This is a genomic window from Shimia sp. (genome assembly GCF_041624275.1).
GTDB lineage: Bacteria > Pseudomonadota > Alphaproteobacteria > Rhodobacterales > Rhodobacteraceae > Shimia.
Genome location: NZ_JBFJVE010000037.1, coordinates 1 through 18,736, shown reverse-complemented (window position 1 = coordinate 18,736; position 18,736 = coordinate 1). Strand labels below are relative to the sequence as shown.

Annotated in this window: 23 protein-coding genes; 15 read left to right on the top strand and 8 right to left on the bottom strand. The window is 66.8% G+C overall.

What is annotated here, in order from left to right; translation table 11 throughout:
* The 3 genes from cbiB to ABZD10_RS04880 form a co-directional block, all read right to left on the bottom strand.
* A partial coding sequence (gene cbiB, locus ABZD10_RS04890; RefSeq protein WP_372884998.1) for an adenosylcobinamide-phosphate synthase CbiB occupies positions 1-729 on the bottom strand: 729 nt, incomplete at its 3' end.
* Positions 726-1,664: a threonine-phosphate decarboxylase gene (locus ABZD10_RS04885; RefSeq protein ID WP_372884997.1), complete on the bottom strand. Its 939-nt coding sequence runs from the start codon at positions 1,662-1,664 to the stop codon at positions 726-728. The genes cbiB and ABZD10_RS04885, both read right to left, overlap by 4 nt.
* Before the next feature lie 90 nt (positions 1,665-1,754).
* Positions 1,755-2,729, bottom strand: a complete 975-nt coding sequence (locus tag ABZD10_RS04880; RefSeq protein WP_372884996.1) for a glutathione S-transferase family protein — start codon at positions 2,727-2,729, stop codon at positions 1,755-1,757.
* Positions 2,730-2,907: 178 nt separating this feature from the next.
* Here ABZD10_RS04880 and ABZD10_RS04875 point away from each other — a divergent pair, with 178 nt between their 5' ends.
* Positions 2,908-3,261, top strand: a complete 354-nt coding sequence (locus ABZD10_RS04875; protein WP_372884995.1) for a hypothetical protein — start codon at positions 2,908-2,910, stop codon at positions 3,259-3,261.
* 51 nt (positions 3,262-3,312) lie between these two features.
* Here the strand turns inward: ABZD10_RS04875 and ABZD10_RS04870 are convergent, their stop codons facing one another.
* Entirely contained in the window at positions 3,313-4,488 is a 1,176-nt protein-coding gene (locus ABZD10_RS04870; RefSeq protein WP_372884994.1) for a MalY/PatB family protein, read from the bottom strand.
* A gap of 116 nt (positions 4,489-4,604) precedes the next feature.
* Between ABZD10_RS04870 and def (ABZD10_RS04865) the strand changes: the two genes are divergently transcribed.
* From def (ABZD10_RS04865) to ABZD10_RS04845, 5 genes are all read left to right on the top strand, one after another.
* Positions 4,605-5,117 (top strand): peptide deformylase, encoded by a 513-nt coding sequence (gene def, locus ABZD10_RS04865; protein ID WP_372884992.1) that lies wholly within the window; start codon positions 4,605-4,607, stop codon positions 5,115-5,117.
* Positions 5,118-5,190: 73 nt separating this feature from the next.
* Complete coding sequence (def, locus tag ABZD10_RS04860; protein WP_372884991.1) at positions 5,191-5,685, top strand: peptide deformylase; 495 nt, start codon at positions 5,191-5,193, stop codon at positions 5,683-5,685.
* A 49-nt stretch (positions 5,686-5,734) separates the two neighbouring features.
* Complete coding sequence (gene fmt, locus ABZD10_RS04855) at positions 5,735-6,640, top strand: methionyl-tRNA formyltransferase (protein WP_372884989.1); 906 nt, start codon at positions 5,735-5,737, stop codon at positions 6,638-6,640.
* Positions 6,641-6,649: 9 nt separating this feature from the next.
* Positions 6,650-6,886, top strand: coding sequence for a hypothetical protein (locus ABZD10_RS04850; protein WP_372884987.1), 237 nt, complete (start codon positions 6,650-6,652; stop codon positions 6,884-6,886).
* A 107-nt stretch (positions 6,887-6,993) separates the two neighbouring features.
* A complete protein-coding gene (locus ABZD10_RS04845; protein WP_372884985.1) occupies positions 6,994-8,040 on the top strand; it encodes a glycosyltransferase family 2 protein in 1,047 nt (348 codons plus the stop codon).
* 40 nt (positions 8,041-8,080) lie between these two features.
* Here ABZD10_RS04845 and rnhA read toward each other — a convergent pair whose 3' ends face one another.
* The 4 genes from rnhA to ABZD10_RS04825 all read right to left on the bottom strand — a co-directional run bounded on the left by rnhA (position 8,081) and on the right by ABZD10_RS04825 (position 10,916).
* Complete coding sequence (gene rnhA / locus ABZD10_RS04840; protein WP_372885000.1) at positions 8,081-8,533, bottom strand: ribonuclease HI; 453 nt, start codon at positions 8,531-8,533, stop codon at positions 8,081-8,083.
* Between the two features lie 44 nt (positions 8,534-8,577).
* On the bottom strand, positions 8,578-9,192 hold the full coding sequence (locus ABZD10_RS04835) for a LysE family translocator (protein ID WP_372884984.1): 615 nt from the start codon (positions 9,190-9,192) through the stop codon (positions 8,578-8,580).
* 1 nt (position 9,193) lies between these two features.
* Positions 9,194-10,153, bottom strand: a complete 960-nt coding sequence (gene ispH / locus ABZD10_RS04830) for a 4-hydroxy-3-methylbut-2-enyl diphosphate reductase (RefSeq protein ID WP_372884983.1) — start codon at positions 10,151-10,153, stop codon at positions 9,194-9,196.
* Between the two features lie 187 nt (positions 10,154-10,340).
* A complete protein-coding gene (locus tag ABZD10_RS04825) occupies positions 10,341-10,916 on the bottom strand; it encodes an NYN domain-containing protein (protein ID WP_372884981.1) in 576 nt (191 codons plus the stop codon).
* Positions 10,917-11,067: 151 nt separating this feature from the next.
* On the opposite strand from ABZD10_RS04825, the gene folK reads away from it, so the two are divergent.
* The 9 genes from folK to ABZD10_RS04780 all read left to right on the top strand — a co-directional run.
* The gene (gene folK / locus ABZD10_RS04820) at positions 11,068-11,673 is read left to right on the top strand and encodes a 2-amino-4-hydroxy-6-hydroxymethyldihydropteridine diphosphokinase (RefSeq protein WP_372884980.1); all 606 of its coding nucleotides are present in this window, start codon (positions 11,068-11,070) and stop codon (positions 11,671-11,673) included.
* Positions 11,674-11,749: 76 nt separating this feature from the next.
* Positions 11,750-12,103, top strand: a complete 354-nt coding sequence (rpoZ, locus tag ABZD10_RS04815; RefSeq protein WP_372884979.1) for a DNA-directed RNA polymerase subunit omega — start codon at positions 11,750-11,752, stop codon at positions 12,101-12,103.
* Between the two features lie 27 nt (positions 12,104-12,130).
* On the top strand, positions 12,131-14,266 hold the full coding sequence (locus ABZD10_RS04810; RefSeq protein WP_372884977.1) for a bifunctional (p)ppGpp synthetase/guanosine-3',5'-bis(diphosphate) 3'-pyrophosphohydrolase: 2,136 nt from the start codon (positions 12,131-12,133) through the stop codon (positions 14,264-14,266).
* A gap of 17 nt (positions 14,267-14,283) precedes the next feature.
* Complete coding sequence (locus ABZD10_RS04805; RefSeq protein ID WP_372884976.1) at positions 14,284-14,952, top strand: DUF2062 domain-containing protein; 669 nt, start codon at positions 14,284-14,286, stop codon at positions 14,950-14,952.
* Between the two features lie 86 nt (positions 14,953-15,038).
* Entirely contained in the window at positions 15,039-15,794 is a 756-nt protein-coding gene (locus ABZD10_RS04800; protein ID WP_372884975.1) for a pyridoxine 5'-phosphate synthase, read from the top strand.
* 83 nt (positions 15,795-15,877) lie between these two features.
* Positions 15,878-16,294 (top strand): holo-ACP synthase, encoded by a 417-nt coding sequence (gene acpS / locus ABZD10_RS04795; protein WP_372884973.1) that lies wholly within the window; start codon positions 15,878-15,880, stop codon positions 16,292-16,294.
* Positions 16,295-16,352: 58 nt separating this feature from the next.
* Positions 16,353-17,189 (top strand): signal peptidase I, encoded by an 837-nt coding sequence (lepB, locus tag ABZD10_RS04790; RefSeq protein WP_372884999.1) that lies wholly within the window; start codon positions 16,353-16,355, stop codon positions 17,187-17,189.
* Entirely contained in the window at positions 17,186-17,872 is a 687-nt protein-coding gene (rnc, locus tag ABZD10_RS04785; protein WP_372884972.1) for a ribonuclease III, read from the top strand. Before lepB ends, rnc begins: the two co-directional genes overlap by 4 nt.
* A partial coding sequence (locus ABZD10_RS04780; RefSeq protein WP_372884971.1) for a DMT family transporter occupies positions 17,872-18,736 on the top strand: 865 nt, incomplete at its 3' end. The genes rnc and ABZD10_RS04780, both read left to right, overlap by 1 nt.

The following is an 18,736-nucleotide window of genomic DNA, read 5'->3' as shown; positions in this document are numbered from 1 at the left end:
GCGGGCCATGGCGGCCTCGGGCCAGCCGGCGTTGGGCGAGCGGTGCCGGGCGGCGTCGCGGCGGATCTCGGGCCAGTGGCCAAGGCCGAAATGGCCGAGCGCGATCAGCAGCGCGGTGAGCCGGGCCGGCACCCAGTTCAGCACATCGTCGAGCCGCGCCGCCGCCCAGCCAAAGGCCTCGTGGCGCGGCGTGCGATAGCCGATCATGCTGTCGGCGGTGTTGACGATCTTGTAGACCAGCAGCCCCGGCAGCCCGCCGACCAGCAGCCAGAAGGCGGGCGCGATCACCCCGTCCGAAAGGTTCTCGGCCGCCGATTCGATCGCCGAGCGGGCCACGGCATCGGCTTGCATCCCGTCGGTGTCGCGGCTGACGATCCGCGCCACGGCGCGGCGCCCGTCGCCAAGCGACAGGCGCAGGGCATCGCCGACCGCCTGCACGTGGTCGACCAGCGAACGCTGGGCCAGCAGTACCGCGCCGATCAGCACCTGCGGCAGCCAGCCGAAGGCGGCGATCAGCTTGCCGAGCAGCAGCATCGACACCACCAGCACCACCACCAGCGCGATGCCGCGCGCCCTGCGCCCCGCACCGGCATTGAAGCGCCGGTCGGCGGCGCCGATCAGCCGCCCCATCAGCACCGCCGGATGCGGCAGCCGCGACCACAGCCAGCGCGGCTCGCCCAGCGCGGCGTCGAGAAGCATCGCCAGCAGCAGGATCGCGGCGCTGCTCACAGCGCCGCCTCGAGCTGGTCCCAGCCGCCGGGGGCCGGCAGGCCGAGCCGCAGGTAATGCCGGGAATAGGGGAAGATGCGCGACCAGACATGGCGCTGCGCCAGCCGCGCCTGCCAGGCGGCGGCGTCATCGACCTCGTAGAGGCGGAAAAGATCGGTGCCGCCGGCCAGCTTCGCCCCGCGGCCCGTCACCAGCGCGTCGAGCCGGGCGCCGTCGCCGGCCAGCCGCGCCCGGGTGGCGGCGGCCCAGTCCGGGTCGCGCAGGGCACAGGTGCCGACATGGAGCGCCGGGCCGGAGACCGCCCATGGGCCGGTCAGCTCGCCGAGGCGGGCGATGGTGTCGGGGGCGGCGATGGCAAAGCCGAGCCGCAGCCCGGCCAGGCCCCAGAACTTGCCGAAGCTTTTCAGCACCACCCGGCCGGGGGTGGCGGCGGCATCGACCAGGCTGGCCTCGGGGGTGACGTCGCAGAAGCTTTCGTCGATCACCACCAGCGGCGCGTCGAGGTCGTCGCGCGACCACAGCCGGCCGGTGGGGTTGTTGGGATGGACCAGCACCCGGGCCGCGGCACCGGCGGCGGCCTCGGTCCAGCCCTGCGCGGCGAAGGCCGCGGCGTGTTCGTTGTAGGTCGGCGCCGGGATGTCGACCGGGCCGGGTGCGGCCAGCAGCGGCAGGCGGGCGATCACCGCCGAGGCGCCATGGGCGGCGAGGATCGCGGCCCCCTCGGGCACCTTCCAGAAGGCCCTTGCCGCGTCGAGCAGCGCCTGCTGCGCATTGCGGTCGGGCAGCGCCTCCCAGGCGTGGCCGGGGATCTCGGGCAGCGGATAGGGCACCGGGTTGATGCCGGTGGAAAGATCGAGCCAGTCGGCGCGGTCGCCGCCGTAGGTCTCCATCGCGGCGTCCAGGCCGCCGCCGTGGTCACGGGGAGTAGAGGGCATCAGGGGCTCCGGTTTCGGGTGCCAACCTTGAAACGGAATTTGCCCTGAATGGCAAGCGCCTGCGGCCCCCGCGCGGCGACCGGCGCGCCCTCAGCCCCTTCCGTGCGGCGCGTGGTAGTCGAGCACCGGGTTGATCGGCAGGATGCGGTGCGGATTGATGCTGTCGTGACTGTAGTGATAGTGGCGCACGATATGGGCCATGTTCACGGTCTCGGCGATGCCCGGCATCTGATACAGCTCGCGCGTATAGGCCCAGAGGTTGGCATGGTCGATCAGCCGCCTGCGGTTGCACTTGAAATGCAGGTGATAGACCGGATCGAAGCGGATCAGGGTGGTGAACAGGCGCCAGTCGGCCTCGGTCAGGCGCGCGCCCATCAGGTAGCGCTGCTGGCCGAGACGCCGTTCGAGCCAGTCGAGGCTGTCGAACAGCGGATGCACCGCCGCGTCATAGGCGGCCTGCGTGGTGGCGAAACCGGCCTTGTAGACGCCGTTGTTGACGGTGTCGTAGATGCGGTCGTTGACCGGCGCGATGGCGGCGCGCAGATCCTCGGGCCAGTAATCGTCGCGGTTGCCGGTCAGCCCGTCGAAAGCCGAATTGAACATGCGGATGATCTCTGAACTTTCGTTGGAGACGATGGTCTGGTGCTGCCGGTCCCAGAGGATCGGCACCGTGACCCGCCCCGAATAGCCCGGATCGGCGCGGGCATAGACCTGATGGGCAAAGTCGAGCCCGTAGAGACGGTCGCCGGTGGCGCCCTGCCCGTCGGTCTCGAAGGTCCAGCCCTGACCCAGCATGTCGGGGTGCACGACCGAGACCGGGATGTGCTCGTCCAGCCCCTTGAGAGCGCGGAAGATCAGGGTGCGGTGGGCCCATGGGCAGGCGTGGGAGACATAGAGATGATAGCGTCCGCTTTCGGCGGCAAAGCCGCCCGTGCCCGTCGGGCCGGGGCTGCCGTCGGCGGTGATCCAGTTGCGGAACTGCGATTGCGAGCGCCGGAACTTTCCGTCCTTCGAGGCCGCGACAAGCGGTTCGTCACGCCAGTTTCCGTCGATCATATGACCCATTGTCGGCTCTCCTGTCTGTGTCTCATGGCTCAAGCTAGGCCCGGCGAACTGCGATGAAAACGCAACACCGCGCAAAGGAGTTGCGCATCTTCGCACAGATCCCGCCCTGTCACAAAAGCGAGGCTTGACCGGGATAGACTTGCGGCGAACGCTGGACACAGGAACGGAGTGACCCAAGATGTCGACTTATTTGCCAAAGGAGATTCAGGACGGGCTGGACGCGGCGCGCAGGCGGAGCCTGCGGCAGAGCAGCCGCATGCGGGTCGAGGCGGACGGGCATTCATTCCGGGTGCTGGCGTTTTTCGACACCGGGTTTTCGCTGGCCGCCAGCGATGCCGCGCATCTGCGCGGGCTGGTCGATCTCTACGATGGCGGGCGTCACCTGATGCAATGTCTGATCGTCGCCTCGGAACAGGAGGGCGACCTGATGCATTATGACTTCAAACGCGCCACCCCGGCGGCCGAGGCCCCACCGGCCGATTTCTATCGCGGCGCCAACCGCCCGGTGGCGCTGATCGGGGTGCAGACCTGAGGCGACGCCCCGGTGCGGTAGCCCGGCCCCGGTCCTCCGCGGCCGATCATCCTATTGCAGGTCGGCAAAGGCCTCGGCGAGACGATCGCAGGCCAGTTCGATATTGGCGCGCGGCATCGCCACGTTGAAACGCATGAAGCTTTCCCCGCCCTTGCCCAGCGTATGCCCCGGCGTGGCGGCGATACGGGCCCGTTTGTAGATCCGGTCGTGAAGCTCTTCGCGCCCCATGCCGGCGCCGGCGAAATCGACCCAGGCAAGATAGGTCGACTGCATCGGCATCGCGCTGACCCCCGGGATCTCTGAAACCCGCGCGTTGAACAGCGCCGCATTGCCGGCCAGATAGGCGGTCAGCGCATCGACCCAGTCGGCGCCCTCCGGGCAATAGGCGGCGCGGGTCAGCTCGACCCCCAGCAGGTTGGGGTTCATGTCCAGCCCGCGGTGAAAGGCCTGATAGCGGCTGCGCAGATCGGCATCGGGGATGATGACGCAGCCCAGCCGCGCCCCGGCGATGTTGAAGGTCTTGGAGGCCGAGGTCATCATCAGCAGCCGGTCTTCGATCTGCGGCGCGGCGACATGCATCGGGACGTGGCGGTGGCCGGGCAGCACCAGATCGCAGTGGATCTCGTCCGAAATCAGCAGCAGGTCGTGGCGGATGCAGAAATCGGCGATCTGGCCCAGTTCGGCCGTGGTCCAGACCCGGCCGGCGGGGTTGTGCGGCGACGAGATGATCAGCATCTTCTCGGCCCCGGTCATCTGCGCCTCGTAGGCGTCGAAATCCATCGCATAGGTGCCGTCGTCCTGCCGGCTCAGCGGCAGTTGCAGGTTGACGCGACCGGTCTTGGCGATCTTGACCTCGAACTCGTGGTAGACCGGGGTGAAGGTGACCACGGTGTCGCCGGGGTCGGTATAGGTCTGAAGCGCCATGGCGATGGCGTTGCCAAGCCCGTAGGTGGTGGTGATCCAGTCGGGGTCGATGGCCCAGCCGTGGCGGGTCTGCATCCACCAGCCGACGGCCTGGTAAAGGTCTTCGACACCGCAGAAATAGCCGTAGTTGGCCTTGTCGATCAGGCCCCGCATGGCCTCCTGAAGGAACTCCGGTGCGCGGAAATCCATATCCGCGACCCACATCGCCAGACCGTCTTTGGCCGGCACGCCGAAGGCTTTTTCCATCAGGTCCCATTTCGAGGACTTGGTGCCGTGCCGGTCGATGATCTCGTCGAAATTCATGTCTTCTGCCCCATGCTGCGATGCCGGCCGACGCTAGCGCATTTTTCGCCGTGCACAAGGGGGCGTTGTTCGCGCGGGGCGTTGCACTGGCCGCAGGCTTGTCCTAGATGAAGACCATGCTGAAGACCATTCTGATCCATCCCGACCCGCGTCTGAAAAAACTCTGCGCGCCCGTGCCCGACCTGTCGGACCGGCTGCGTGATCTGGCGCAGGACATGCTTGAAACCATGTATGACGCGCCCGGCATCGGCCTTGCCGCGCCCCAGGTGGGGGTGCTGGAGCGGCTGATCGTGATGGATTGCGCCAAGGAGGACGACCCGCAGCCCGTGGTGATGTTCAACCCCGAGGTGCTGGCCGCCTCGGATGCGCTGAACACCTATGAAGAGGGCTGCCTGTCGATCCCCGAGCAATTCGCCGAGGTGACGCGGCCCGCCGAGGTGCGGATCGGCTGGATCGACGAGACCGGCACCCCGCGGGAAAAGGATTTCGACGGGCTCTGGGCGACCTGCGTGCAGCACGAGATCGACCATTTGAACGGCAAGCTGTTCATCGATCATCTGGGGGCGATGCGGCGCCAGATGATCACCCGCAAGTCGGCCAAGCTGAAACGCGAACGGGCCCGCGGATGAGCGCCCTGCCCGCGCCGCGCCCGGCCGCCTGCCCGCCCTGCCGTCGCAAGACCGCCCCCGCCGGAGCCCGGCGATGACCGTGCGCCGGTGCATTCCATGGCCCGACCGGCGCCTGCGCAGCCCGGCCGAGGACGTGGCCGAGATCACCGACGAGGTGCGCGCGGTCTGGGCGGATCTCATCGACACCATGGAGGCGATGCCGGGGGTCGGCATGGGGGCCAACCAGATCGGGGTCATGCAGCGGCTGGTGGTGGTCGATGCCAGCACCGAGCGCGGCAAGGCGCTGCGCATGGCCAACCCCGAGATCCTGCATGCCAGCGTGCAGCTGCGCGACCATGACGAGGCCAGCCCCAACCTGCCCGGCGTCTCGGCGGTGATCAGCCGCCCGCGCGCGGTGACGGTGCGCTACATGGATGAAAACGGGGTCATCACCCGCAAGGATCTCGTCGGCCTCTGGGCGACCAGCGTGCAGCACCAGATCGACCATATCAATGGCCGGATGTATTTCGACCACCTGAGCCGCACCAAGCGCGAGATGCTGCTGAAAAAGGCCCGCAAGCTCGGATAGGGGCGGCGGGGCTTGGCCGCACGCCGGGGCAACCGGAAAAGGAGAAGCGATGCGCATCGTATTCATGGGAACGCCCGAGTTTTCGGTCCCGGTGCTGGACGCGCTGGTGGACGCCGGCCACGAGATCGCCGCCGTCTATTGCCAGCCGCCGCGCCCGGCGGGACGCGGCAAGAAACTGCGCCCGACCCCGGTCCATGCGCGGGCGCTGGAGCTGGGGCTCGGGGTGCGCCACCCGATCTCGCTGAAGGGGGCCGAGGAACAGGCCGCGCTGGCGGCGCTGGGGGCCGATGTCGCGGTGGTGGTGGCCTATGGGCTGATCCTGCCGCAGGCGGTGCTGGACGCGCCGCGCCGGGGCTGTCTCAACATCCATGCCTCGCTGCTGCCGCGCTGGCGCGGGGCGGCGCCGATCCACCGCGCGATCATGGCCGGCGACGCGGAAACCGGGGTCTGCATCATGCAGATGGAGGCCGGGCTGGACACCGGGCCGGTGCTGCTGCGCCGCGCGACCCCGATCGGGGCGCAGGAAACCACCGCCGAACTGCATGACCGGCTGAGCGGGATCGGCGCCGAGGCCATCGTCGCCGCGCTGCGCGACCTTGACCGGCTCGCGCCGGAACCGCAGCCCGAAGCCGGCGTCACCTATGCCCACAAGATCGACAAGGGCGAGGCAAGGATCGACTGGACCCGGCCCGCCGCCGAGATCGACCGCAAGATTCGCGGCCTGTCGCCCTTTCCCGGCGCCTGGTGCGAGATCGGCGGCCAGCGCGTCAAGCTCTTGGCCTCGCGGGTGGTCGATGGGCAGGGCGCGCCGGGCACGGTGCTGGACGACGCGCTGACCGTGGCCTGCGGCGCGGGCGCGGTGCAGCTGTTGCGCTTGCAAAGGGCGGGCAAGGGGGCGCAGGATGCCGGAACTTTCCAGCGCGGCTTTGCGGTGGCGCCGGGCACGGTCTTGTAGGGGGCGCCCATGTTCTTCACCTTCTTCGGCACCATGGTCATCGCCGGCATCATCGGCTATGCCTCGGAGCGCTCGGGCTTTACCCGCAACGGCTATGTGCCGTCGATCATCATCTGCCTTGGCGGCGCCTTTCTGTTCTTCATGGTCAGCCGCATGTTCAACATCGGTTTCGGCAGCCCGGGTCTGAACGCCATCCTGTCCTCGGTCGGCGCGCTGATCATCGTGCCGACCCATTTCCGCCGCTAGCCGCGCCCCGCCCGCGCCGGGCCAAATCCGTTTACGATCTGCGCCGGGGCCGCTACACTCGGCCCATAAAAAGCGGGGGAAACGCCCCGCCCGAGCAGCGACAAGGCATGGCACAGGTGGCGAATTCCGGATCAGAAACCCAAGTCGGCGCGACCGGCGCCCCCCGGGTCACCGTGGTCACGACGATGAAGGACGAAGGCGCCTATATCCTCGACTGGGTGGCCCACTACAAGACCATCGGCGCCAGCGAGATCGTGGTCTTTACCAACGACGTGTCGGACCCCACCGACCATATCCTGCGGCGTCTCAACTGCATGGGCGAGGTGCAGCACCGCTTCAGCCGGGTCATGCGGCGCGGCCCGCACAAGAGCGCGCTGATGTGGGCCGAGCATGAACCGGCGGTGCGCCAGGCCGACTGGCTGCTGGTGGTGGATGTCGACGAATATCTCGACATCCGGCTGGGCGACGGCAGCCTCGGGGCGCTGATCGCGGCCCATCCCGGCGCTGACGCGATCTCGTTCCCGTGGCGGATCTTTGGCAATGCCGGGGTCGAGGCGATCAGCGGCGCCCCGGTGCCGGTCGAGTTCACCCGCGCCCAGCCGGTCGCCGGCGCGCCCGACGAGAACCGGTTCTTCAAGACCCTGTTCCGCAACGATCCCGAGAAATTCGCCCGCATGGGGGTGCACCGTCCGTTCCTGGCCAAAGGCCACGAACCGGTCAGATGGGTGCTGCCCGACGGGCGGGCCTTTAGCGATGAAGAGGTCGAGAAGGCGCTGTTCGTCTATGAGACCTACGGTTACGAGGCGGCGCAGCTCAACCATTATGCGCTGCGCTCGCTGGACGGGTTTCTCAACAAGAAACAGCGCGGCCGGGCCAATCACCAGTTCGACCAGATCGAAATGTCCTATTGGAACCGCTTCGACAAGAACGACGTCGAGGACCGCAGGCTGGCCGAGAACTTCGAGGCGGCGCAGGCCTATCGCGACCGGCTGCTGGCAAGCGACAAGATACTGCGCGAACACCATGAACTGGCGCTGGCATGGGCGCGCAAGATGGCGCGCAAGGCGCGGCGCAGCGGGCAGTTCGACAGTTTTCTGGCCACCGTCTCCAAGACCTCAGAGTCCGCAGAGGCCGCAGAGACGCCGCCGGCCTGACGCGGGCCTGACGCGGGCCTGACGCGGACGGGGGCCGGGCTCAGCGCTTGAAGGGCGCCATGCCGGCGCGCGCCAGCTCGTCGGCCTTTTCGTTCTCGGGGTGGCCGGCATGGCCCTTGACCCATTGCCAGGTCACCCTGTGGCGGGCCTGGGCGGCGTCCAGCCGCTGCCACAGTTCGACGTTCTTCACCGGCTTCTTGTTCGAGGTCCGCCAGCCGTTCTTCTTCCAGCCGAAAATCCAGCCGGTGACCCCGTTCTTGACATAGGCGCTGTCGGTGACGACGGTGATGGTGCTGGGTTTTTCCAGCGTTTCCAAGGCCATGATGGCGGCCATCAGCTCCATCTGGTTGTTGGTCGTCTGTGCCTCGCCGCCGCATAGCTCGCGCTGTTTGACGATGGCGCCCCCCCGCATGGCGCGCAGCAGAACCCCCCAGCCGCCGGGGCCGGGGTTGCCGGAACAGGCGCCGTCGGTATAGGCGAAAAGGTCGGTCATGGCGGCGCTCTCGGGTCGGGTGGCGGTGGGCATTTCGGACAGGGTCATGCGGGCTCTTCGGCCAGGCGGCCGGCCAGGGCGACGAAGATGGCGGCAAAGCCGCGATTGAGCCAGCGCATGGCACGGGCGCTGCCCAGCAGCAGGTCGCGCGCCCTGGCGGCAAAGAGGCCGTAGATCACGAAGACGCCGAAGGTCAGCGCCATGAAGACCGCGCCAAGCAGGGTCATCTCGACAGTGGCGGTGGCCGGGTTGCCGGAAAGAAACGGCGGCAGCAGCGCCAGAAAGAACACCGAAAGCTTGGGGTTCAGGATGTTGATCAGCGCCGCGCGCCGGGCGATGGCAAGCCCCGGCTGGGCGCGCCCGTCGGCGGCCACCGCCAGCGTGCCGCCGGAGCGCAGCGCCTGCCAGGCCAGGTAGAGCAGATAGGCCACGCCGGCGAATTTCATCACGGTGAACAAGAGCGCCGAGGTATGCAGCACCGCCGCCAGCCCGAGGGTCGCGGCGGCGAGGCTGGGCACGATGCCAAAGGTGCAGCCCAGCGCCGCCCAGAGCGCCGCGCGCCGCCCCTGCCCGAGCCCCATGGCCAGGGTATAGATGACCCCGGTTCCGGGCGCGATCACCACCACCAGCGCGGTGACGAGGAATTGAGCAGACAGCATGTCAGGCCTCTTGGCGTGCCTCGCGCAGGATGCGCGGCACCTTGAAATTGACCCGCTCGATGGCGGTCTCGACGGTTTCGACGGTGACGTCATAGCGGCTGCGGAAGGCATCGATCACCTCGTTAACCAGCACTTCGGGCGCCGAGGCGCCGGCGGTGATGGCCAGCCCCTTGACCCCTTCGAGCGCCCGCCAGTCGATGTCTTCGGCGCGCTGCACCAGCTGCGAATAGGCGCAGCCGTTGTTGGCACCGACCTCGACCAGCCGCCGCGAATTCGACGAGTTCGGCGCCCCGACCACCAGCAGGGCATCGACCCGCGGCGCCATTTCCTTGACCGCTTCCTGGCGGTTGGTGGTGGCATAGCAGATGTCTTCCTTGTGCGGGCCGACAATGGCCGGAAAGCGCGCCTGCAGCGCCGCGACGATGCCGATGGTGTCATCGACCGAAAGCGTGGTCTGGGTGACGAAAGCCAGCTTTTCCGGGTCGCGCACCGCGATGCTGGCGACATCGGCCTCGGTCTCGACCAGCAGCACTTCGCCCTCGGGCAGCTGGCCCATGGTGCCGATGGTTTCGGGGTGGCCGGCATGGCCGATCATGATGATCTGCAAACCCGCCTCGGAATGACGCTCGGCCTCGATATGGACCTTGCTGACCAGCGGGCAGGTGGCATCGACATAGACCATCTCGCGGCGCTCGGCCTCGGCCGGCACCGATTTGGCCACCCCATGGGCCGAGAAGATCACCGGCCGGTCGTCGGGGCAGTCGCCAAGCTCTTCGACAAAGACCGCCCCCTTGGCGCGCAGCCCGTCGACGACGAACTTGTTGTGCACGATCTCGTGGCGGACATAGACCGGCGCGCCCCATTTCTCGAGCGCCATCTCGACGATCTTGATGGCCCGGTCGACGCCGGCGCAGAAGCCGCGCGGGGCCGCGAGGTAGATGGTCAGCGAAGGTTTGGGCATGGGCGGGTCCTGTACGCGTCCTGTGGTCTGCGCACAGAGGTAAGGCTTTGCGCGGTGCAGGGCAACCCGGCAGGCGGCGGCGGTGGCGCCGATCACATGCCAGGAAAGACATGCCAAAACACCGCCCGGACAACGTCCGGCGGCGTTTCATGACTCGGATGCCAGGGCCCCCTACCCCGGCGTCCGGTTACTTGGCCGAATACTCGGCTTCGCGGTCGCGATCGCCCATCGGCTCGCGCGGGGGGCGTCCGATCACGTCGCGCAGCCCGTCGAGTTCGATGAAATTGTCGGCCTGGCGGCGCAGCTCATCGGAAATCATCGGCGGCTGGCTGCGGATGGTCGAGACCACCGAGACCCGCACGCCCTGACGCTGAAGGCTTTCCACCAGCGGCCGGAAATCCCCATCTCCGGAAAACAGCACGATATGATCGACATGCGGTGCCAGCTCCATCGCGTTGACCGCCAGCTCGATGTCCATGTTGCCCTTGACCTTGCGACGGCCCTGGGAGTCGATGTACTCCTTGGCCGGTTTGGTCACCATGGTGAAGCCGTTGTAATGCAGCCAGTCCACCAGCGGGCGGATCGGTGAATATTCGTCGTTTTCCAACAGCGCCGTATAATAGAATGCACGCAACAACTTCCCACGCCGCATGAATTCCTGCCGAAGCAGCTTGTAGTCGATGTCAAACCCCAGCGACTTGGCAGCCGCGTACAGATTCGAACCATCGATGAACAGCGCCAGCCGTTCGTCTTTGTAAAACATAGATTGTCCTTCCTGATTCTGACCCGCCCGGTAATGGTCCGTGAGTGTAATAATATTGGGCGGCTCAGACCCTCTAGGGTAAGGAAAAACAGCCCCCCTTCAAGGGAAACAGCGATCAAATACGCTTCAGTTGCGGCGAGGATAAGAAAAGATGATTAGAATCTGGATGTTAGCGCTGGGCGGAAATCTCCCTTCCGAGGTCGGCCCGCCAGACGTGACGCTGAATCGCGCCTTTTTGACGCTAAGCGGCGTCAAAAATGACAAATCCGCGACTCGGACCGACGTCGGCGTGACGCTTCTGCGGGCGAGTCGGCTTTATCATTCCCCCTGTTTTCCGGCCGGGGCCGGACCCGATTATGTAAACGCGGCGGCCATGGTGGAAAGCGCGCTGCCCCCCGAAGACCTGCTTGCGGCCCTGCACGAGGTCGAGGCCGGCTTCGGTCGCGCACGTTCGAGCCGCTGGGCCGGGCGGACGCTGGACATCGACCTCATTGGCGGCGCGGGGGACGGCGCGGGGCTGGTGCTGCCGGATGCGGCGACCTATGCCCATTGGCGCGACCTGCCGCCCGAGCGGCAGAGCAAGGAAGCCCCCGAACAGCTGATTCTGCCGCACCCGCGCTTGCAGGACCGGGCCTTTGTCCTGGTGCCGCTGAACGAGATCGCGCCGGACTGGCGACACCCGGTCAGCGGGGCGACGGTCGGCCAAATGCTCGCCGCTTTGCCGGAAAGCGCGCGAAAAGCGGTGCAACCGCTGTGATTCAGCGCTTGTCAATGGGGGCAAAGCCTTTTAGATACACATCTTCCGATCCCATCCTGACAGAATGGAGTGCCCCATGGCCCGCGTCACAGTTGAAGATTGCGTCGACAAGGTTCCGAACCGCTTTGAGCTGGTGATGCTCGCCTCGCATCGGGCGCGGGAAATCTCGGCCGGTGCGCCGCTGACTGTCGAGCGCGACAACGACAAGAACCCGGTCGTCAGCCTGCGCGAGATCGCCGAAGAGACCCAGACCGCCGACGCGCTTCGCGAGCGGCTGATCGAGTCGAACCAGACCCAGATCGAGGTCGACGAGCCCGAAGAAGACCGCATGGCGCTGCTGATGGGGGCAGAATCGGATGCCCCGGTCGAAGACGACATGTCGGAAGAAAAGCTGCTGCGCGCCCTGATGGAAGCGCAGGGCCAAGGCTGAGCCCCTCGGGAAAGCGAGTAGGCGCAGATGTTTCCTGCAGACGACCTTGTGGACCTTGTCCGCGCCTACAACCCCAAGACCAACGAGGCATTGATCCGCGCCGCCTATGACTTCGGGCGCGACATGCACGAAGGGCAGTTCCGCCATTCGGGCGAGCCCTATTTCTCGCATCCGATCGACGTCGCGCGGATTCTGACCGAGCAGCATCTCGACGATGCCACCATCATCACCGCGCTCTTGCACGACACGATCGAGGACACCAAGGCCTCGTATTCCGAGGTGGCGCGGCGGTTCGGCGACGAGGTGGCGATGCTGGTCGACGGCGTGACCAAGCTGACCAATCTCCAGCTCAGCTCGACCGAGACCAAGCAGGCCGAGAACTTCCGCAAGCTGTTCATGGCCATGTCGCGTGACCTGCGGGTGATTCTGGTCAAACTGGCCGACCGTCTGCACAACATGCGCACCATCAAGGCGATGCGCCCCGAGAAGCAGCAGATCAAGGCGCGCGAGACCATGGACATCTATGCGCCGCTGGCCGGGCGCATGGGCATGCAGTGGATGCGCGACGAGCTGGAGGATCTGGCGTTCAAGGTGCTGAACCCGGATGGCCGGGCCTCGATCATGCGCCGCTTTATCACGCTTCAGAAAGAGACCGGCGACGTCATCGGGCGCATCACCGACGACATGCGCCACGAGCTGGAAAAGGCCGGCATCGACGCCAAGGTGGTGGGCCGCGCCAAGAAACCCTATTCGATCTGGCGCAAGATGCAGCAGAAGGAACAGGGGTTCAGCCGGCTGTCGGACATCTACGGGTTCCGCATCATCACCCGCGACGAGAACGACTGCTACCGGGTGCTGGGGGCGATCCACCAGCGCTGGCGCGCGGTGCCGGGACGGTTCAAGGACTATATCAGCCAGCCCAAGTCGAACGGCTATCGTTCGATCCACACCACGGTGTCGGGGCGCGACGGCAAGCGGGTCGAGGTGCAGATCCGCACCCAGCAGATGCATGATGTGGCCGAAACCGGGGTCGCGGCGCATTGGTCCTACAAGGACGGGGTGCGCGGCGAGAACCCCTTTGCCGTCGATCCGGTGAAATGGATCAGCTCGCTCAGCGAACAGTTCAACGCCGAGGACGATCACGACGAGTTTCTCGAAGCGGTCAAGCTCGAGATGTATTCGGATCAGGTGTTCTGCTTTTCGCCCAAGGGCGACGTGGTCAAGCTGCCGCGCGGCGCGACGCCGCTGGATTTCGCCTATGCCATCCACACCCGGATCGGCAATGCCTGTGTCGGCGCCAAGGTCGACCACATGCGGGTGCCGCTGTGGACCCGGATCAAGAACGGCCAGTCGATCGAGATCATCACCGCCGAGGGCCAGATGCCGCAGGCGACATGGCTCGACATCGCCACCACCGGCAAGGCCAAGACCGCGATCCGCCGCGCCCTGCGCGAGCTGGACCGCGAACGCTTTGTCAAGCTGGGCCGCGAACTGGCGCGGGTGGCCTTCGAGAACGTCGGCAAGAAATCGACCGACCGGGTGCTGGACATCGCCGCCACGCAGTTGCGGCTGAAGGATTCCACCGAGCTTCTGGCGCGGCTCGGCAGCGCCGAGATCACCACCCATGACGTGGTGCAGGTGGTGTTCCCCGATCTGGCGCCCGACGAAAGCGACGAGGTGCGCCCGGAGCGGGCGGTGATCGGTCTCGAACCCGGTCAGAGCTTTCACCGCGCGCCCTGTTGCCAGCCGTTGCCCGGCGAGCGGATCGTCGGCATCACCTATCGCGGCAAGGGCGTGGTGGTGCACGCCATCGACTGCGACGTGCTGCCCGACTACGAGGACCAGCCGGGGCGCTGGCTGGACCTGCATTGGCAGGCCGGCAAGCACAAGGCCGACTTCGATGTGACCCTCGATCTGACCATCGGCAACGATGCCGGCGTGCTGGGACGTATTTGCACATTGATCGGAGAGCACAAGGCCAATATTTCTGACCTTGAATTCGTGGACAGGAAACCGGACTACTACAGGCTGCAAATCATGGTCGAACTGCGCGACACCGAGCACCTGCATTCGCTGTTGCTGGCGCTGGCCGCCGAGAGCGACGTGGCGCAGATAGAAAGGTCACGGGACCCGTCAAGGGCACGGTCGTCCGCCAAAGCTTAGGTGAAGGAACCACTGAAGTGGTGTTCAAACGTCGGGACAAGAGAAGCCTTTTGCAGATCGTCGCCGACGGAATCTATCCCAAGGGCGGCTGGCGGCGGGCCTTTCACTATGTCCGGCACCGGCTGCGGCGACTGCCCGGCACCCCCGAATTCATCGCCCGCGGCATCTGGGCCGGGGTCTTCACCTGTTTCTCGCCCTTCTACGGGCTGCATTTCGTCATTGCGGCGCTGATCTCGCGGATCATCAACGGCAATCTGCTGGCGGCGCTGCTCAGCACCTTTTTCGGCAACCCGCTGACCTATGTCCCGATCGGCGTTGCCTCGCTGAAGACCGGGCATTTCCTTCTTGGCACCGAGTTCGAAGAGGGCGACAGGCAGTCGCTGGCCAGCAAGTTCGCCGATGCCGGCACCGACCTGTGGTACAACCTGATCGCGCTGTTCTCGGACAGCCGCGAGATGGACTGGCACGGTCTGGCGGTGTTCTATGACGAGGTGTTCTTTCCCTATCTGGTGGGCAGCATCCTGCCGGGGATCATCACCGCGACGGTCTGCTATTACCTCAGCGTGCCGGTGATCCGCGCCTATCAGAAGCGCCGCTCGGCCCGGTTCCGCAAGAAGGTAACCGCCGCCAAGGACAAGGCCCGGCTGGCGGCCTCTGATCCCGGAAGCGACGGCGAAACCCGGTGATCGGGGGGCGCCCGGCGAAAAAGCGGTTTTCAGCCGCCGGCCGGCGCTCTAGGGTCCAACCCGGAACTGACAGGAGAACGACGAGCATGCTGCGTCTTGGGGTGAACATCGACCACGTGGCGACGGTGCGCAATGCGCGCGGCGGCGCCTATCCCGACCCGGTGCGGGCCGCCCGGCTGGCCGAAGAGGCCGGGGCCGACGGCATCACAGCGCATCTGCGCGAAGACCGGCGCCACATCATGGACGCCGATATCGACGCGCTGATGGCGGCGCTGCGGGTGCCGCTGAATTTCGAGATGGCGGCCACCCCCGAAATGCAGGCAATCGCCCTGCGCCACCGGCCGCACGCGGTCTGCATCGTGCCCGAAAAACGCGAGGAACGCACCACCGAGGGCGGGCTCGAGGTCTCGCGCGAGGAAAACCGGCTGGCGCATTTCATCGCCCCGCTGCGCGAGGCCGGCTGCCGGGTGTCGATCTTCATCGCCGCCGACCGGAAGCAGATCGAGGCGGCGCATCGCATCGGCGCCGAGGTGGTCGAGCTGCACACCGGCGCCTATTGCGACTTCCACGCCGAGGGGCGCTTGGACGACCGCGACGCCGAGCTGGCGCGCCTGCGCGAGATGGCCGGCTTTGCCCATTCGCTGGGGCTCGAGGTGCATGCCGGGCACGGGCTGACCTATGACACGGTGCAGCCGATCGCCGCCTTCCCCGAGGTGATGGAGCTCAATATCGGCCACTTCCTGATCGGCGAGGCGATCTTTGCCGGGCTCGGACCGGCAATCGGCGAAATGCGGCGCCTGATGGACGCGGCGCGCAACACCGGCAGCGACAACCGCGCCTGAGCGCGGCCAAGCCCCTTGCCGGTGCGCCGCAGATCGGCGCAGAAGGCTGGGCACAATCGAAAGCCACAATCGAAAGCAAGGCAATGATCCTCGGAATCGGCACCGACCTGGCCAATATCGACCGTATCGAAAACACCCTCGAGCGGTTCGGCGACCGGTTTCGCAACCGCGTCTTCACCGAGACCGAACAGGCCAAGGCCGAGCGCCGCCGCGACACGGTGGGCACCTATGCCAAGCGCTGGGCCGCGAAAGAGGCCTGTTCGAAGGCGCTGGGCACCGGCCTGCGCATGGGGATCAGCTGGAAGGACATGTCGGTGTCGAACCTGAAGACCGGCCAGCCGGTGATGCAGGTGACGGGCTGGGCGGCGCGGCGGCTGCAAGAGATGACGCCCGAAGGCCACGAGGCGATCATCCATGTCACCCTGACCGACGATCACCCCTGGGCGCAGGCCTTCGTGGTGATCGAGGCGCGCCCGCTGGTGACCGGGGGCGCGGCTTGACTCCGCCCGTCGCGCAGGACATGTAGCGCATCAAACAACGAGGCTCCGAGGCATGACCATGGCAAGAGACGGCAAGAAACAAAACGGCTTCGTCGAGACGATCAAGACGATCTTCTGGGCGCTGCTGATCGCCGGCGTGTTCCGCTCGGTGTTCTTTCAGCCCTTCTGGATTCCCTCGGGCTCGATGAAGGACACGCTGCTGATCGGCGATTTCCTGTTCGTCAACAAGATGGCCTATGGCTATTCCTATGCCTCCTGCCCCTCGGTGCGGCTGCCGCAGTTCGGCGTCAACATCGACGCCAAGGACCTCTGCGGCGTCTTTGACGGCGACAACACCCGGCTGTTCGGTTCCGAGCCCGAGCGCGGCGACGTGGTGGTGTTCCGCCACCCGGCCACCGGGCTGGACTATATCAAGCGGCTGGTGGCGCTGCCCGGCGAGACGGTGCAGATGAAGAGCGGCGTCCTGCATATCAACGGCGCCCCGGTGGCGCTGAAAGATGGCGGCGTCTTCGAGGAAACCGCCGGCCCGCAGGGGCCGCAGGGCCTGCGGCCGCGCTGCGAGAACGGCCCGGTCGGCGATGGCGGCACCTGTATCAAGTCGCGCCAGATCGAGACCCTGCCCGGCGGGGTCAGCCATGGCATTCTCAACATCGGCCGCCAGGCCTCGGACAATACCGGCGTCTTCACGGTGCCGGCGGGGCATTATTTCTTCATGGGCGACAACCGCGACAATTCCACCGACAGCCGGATGCCGCGGATCGCGCGCGGGGTCGGTTTCGTGCCCTTCGAAAACCTCATCGGCCGCGCCGACCGCATCATGTTCTCGTCTGCGGGCCGCTCGATGTTCTTCTTCTGGACCTGGCGCGGTGACCGTTTCTTCAAGGCGGTGAAGTGAAGCTCTCTGCCGAACTGAAGGCGCTTCAGGCGCGGATTGGCCACGAGTTTTCCCGGCCCGAGCTCTTGGTGCGCGCGGTCACCCATTCCTCGATGTCGACCCCGACCCGCGGCGACAACCAGCGGCTCGAGTTTCTCGGCGACCGGGTGCTCGGTCTGGTCATGGCCGAGGCCCTGCTGGCCCAGGACAAGACGGCCAGCGAGGGCCAGCTGGCGCCGCGGTTCAACGCCCTGGTGCGCAAGGAGGCCTGCGCCGATGTCGCCCGCGAGATCGCGCTGGGCGACGCGCTGAAACTGGGGCGCTCCGAGATGCTGTCGGGTGGACGCCGCAAACAGGCGCTGCTGGGCGACGCGATGGAGGCGGTGATCGCCGCCGTCTATCTCGATGCCGGCTTCGAGACCGCCAAGGATCTGGTGGTGCGGCTCTGGGGCGAGCGGGTGCACAAGGTCGAGGCCGACGCCCGCGACCCCAAGACCAGCCTGCAGGAATGGGCCCAGGCGCGGCGCCAGAAACCGCCAAGCTACGAGATCGTCAGGCGCGCGGGCCCCGACCACGCCCCGGTCTTCACCGTCGCCGTCACGCTGGAGAACGGCAAGAGCGAAGAGGCCACCGCCGGCTCCAAACGCCAGGCCGAGCAGGCCGCTGCGCGCATGCTGCTGGCGCGGCTCGAAGGCAAGGGCTAGTGTCCCCCAACCTGCGCGGCAGCCTTGCCATGGTGCTGTCGATGGCGGCCTTTGCCGTCGAAGACGCCCTGTTCAAATACGCCACCACCGCGATCCCGGTGGGCCCGGCGCTGCTGGTCTTCGCGCTCACCGGGCTGACGATCTTCATCGCGCTGTCCGTCCTGGCCAAAGAGCCGGTCTTCCACCCTGCCATCCTGTCGCGCCCGATGCTGTTGCGCTCGGCTTTCGAACTGGCGGGGCGGCTGTTCTTTGCCCTGGCGCTGGCCTTCACGCCGCTGTCCAGCACCTCGGCGATCCTGCAATCTGCGCCCCTGATGGTGACCCTGGGCGCGGTGCTGTTTCTCGGCGCACATGTCGGCGCGCGGCGCTGGATCGCCATGGGTATCGGCTTTCTCGGCGTACTGCTGATCCTGAAACCCACGCCGGCCAGTTTCGAGGCCAGTTCGATCTTTGCGCTCTTGGCGACGCTGGGTTTCGCGGGCCGCGATCTCGCCACCAGCATCAGCCCCAGGTCCATGTCCGGGCGCCAGCTGGGCACGCTGGGCTTTGTCGTGCTCGGCCTCGCCGGCGCGGTGCTGATCCCCTTTGGCGACCTGCCGACGCGCCTGCCCCGCCTGCCGCATCTCGCCGCCCTCTTCGCCGCCGGCCTGGTGGGGGTTCTGGCCTATAATGCGCTGACGCAGGCCATGCGCAACGGCGACATCGCCGTGGTCACACCGTTCCGCTATTCGCGGCTGTTGTTCGCGCTGGCGATTGCCATGGCCCTGTTTGGCGAGCTGCCGGACAGGTTCACCCTGGCCGGGGCCGCGCTGGTGGTTGCCAGTGGCCTTTATACCCTGGCCCGCTCGGGCGGCAAAATCCCGG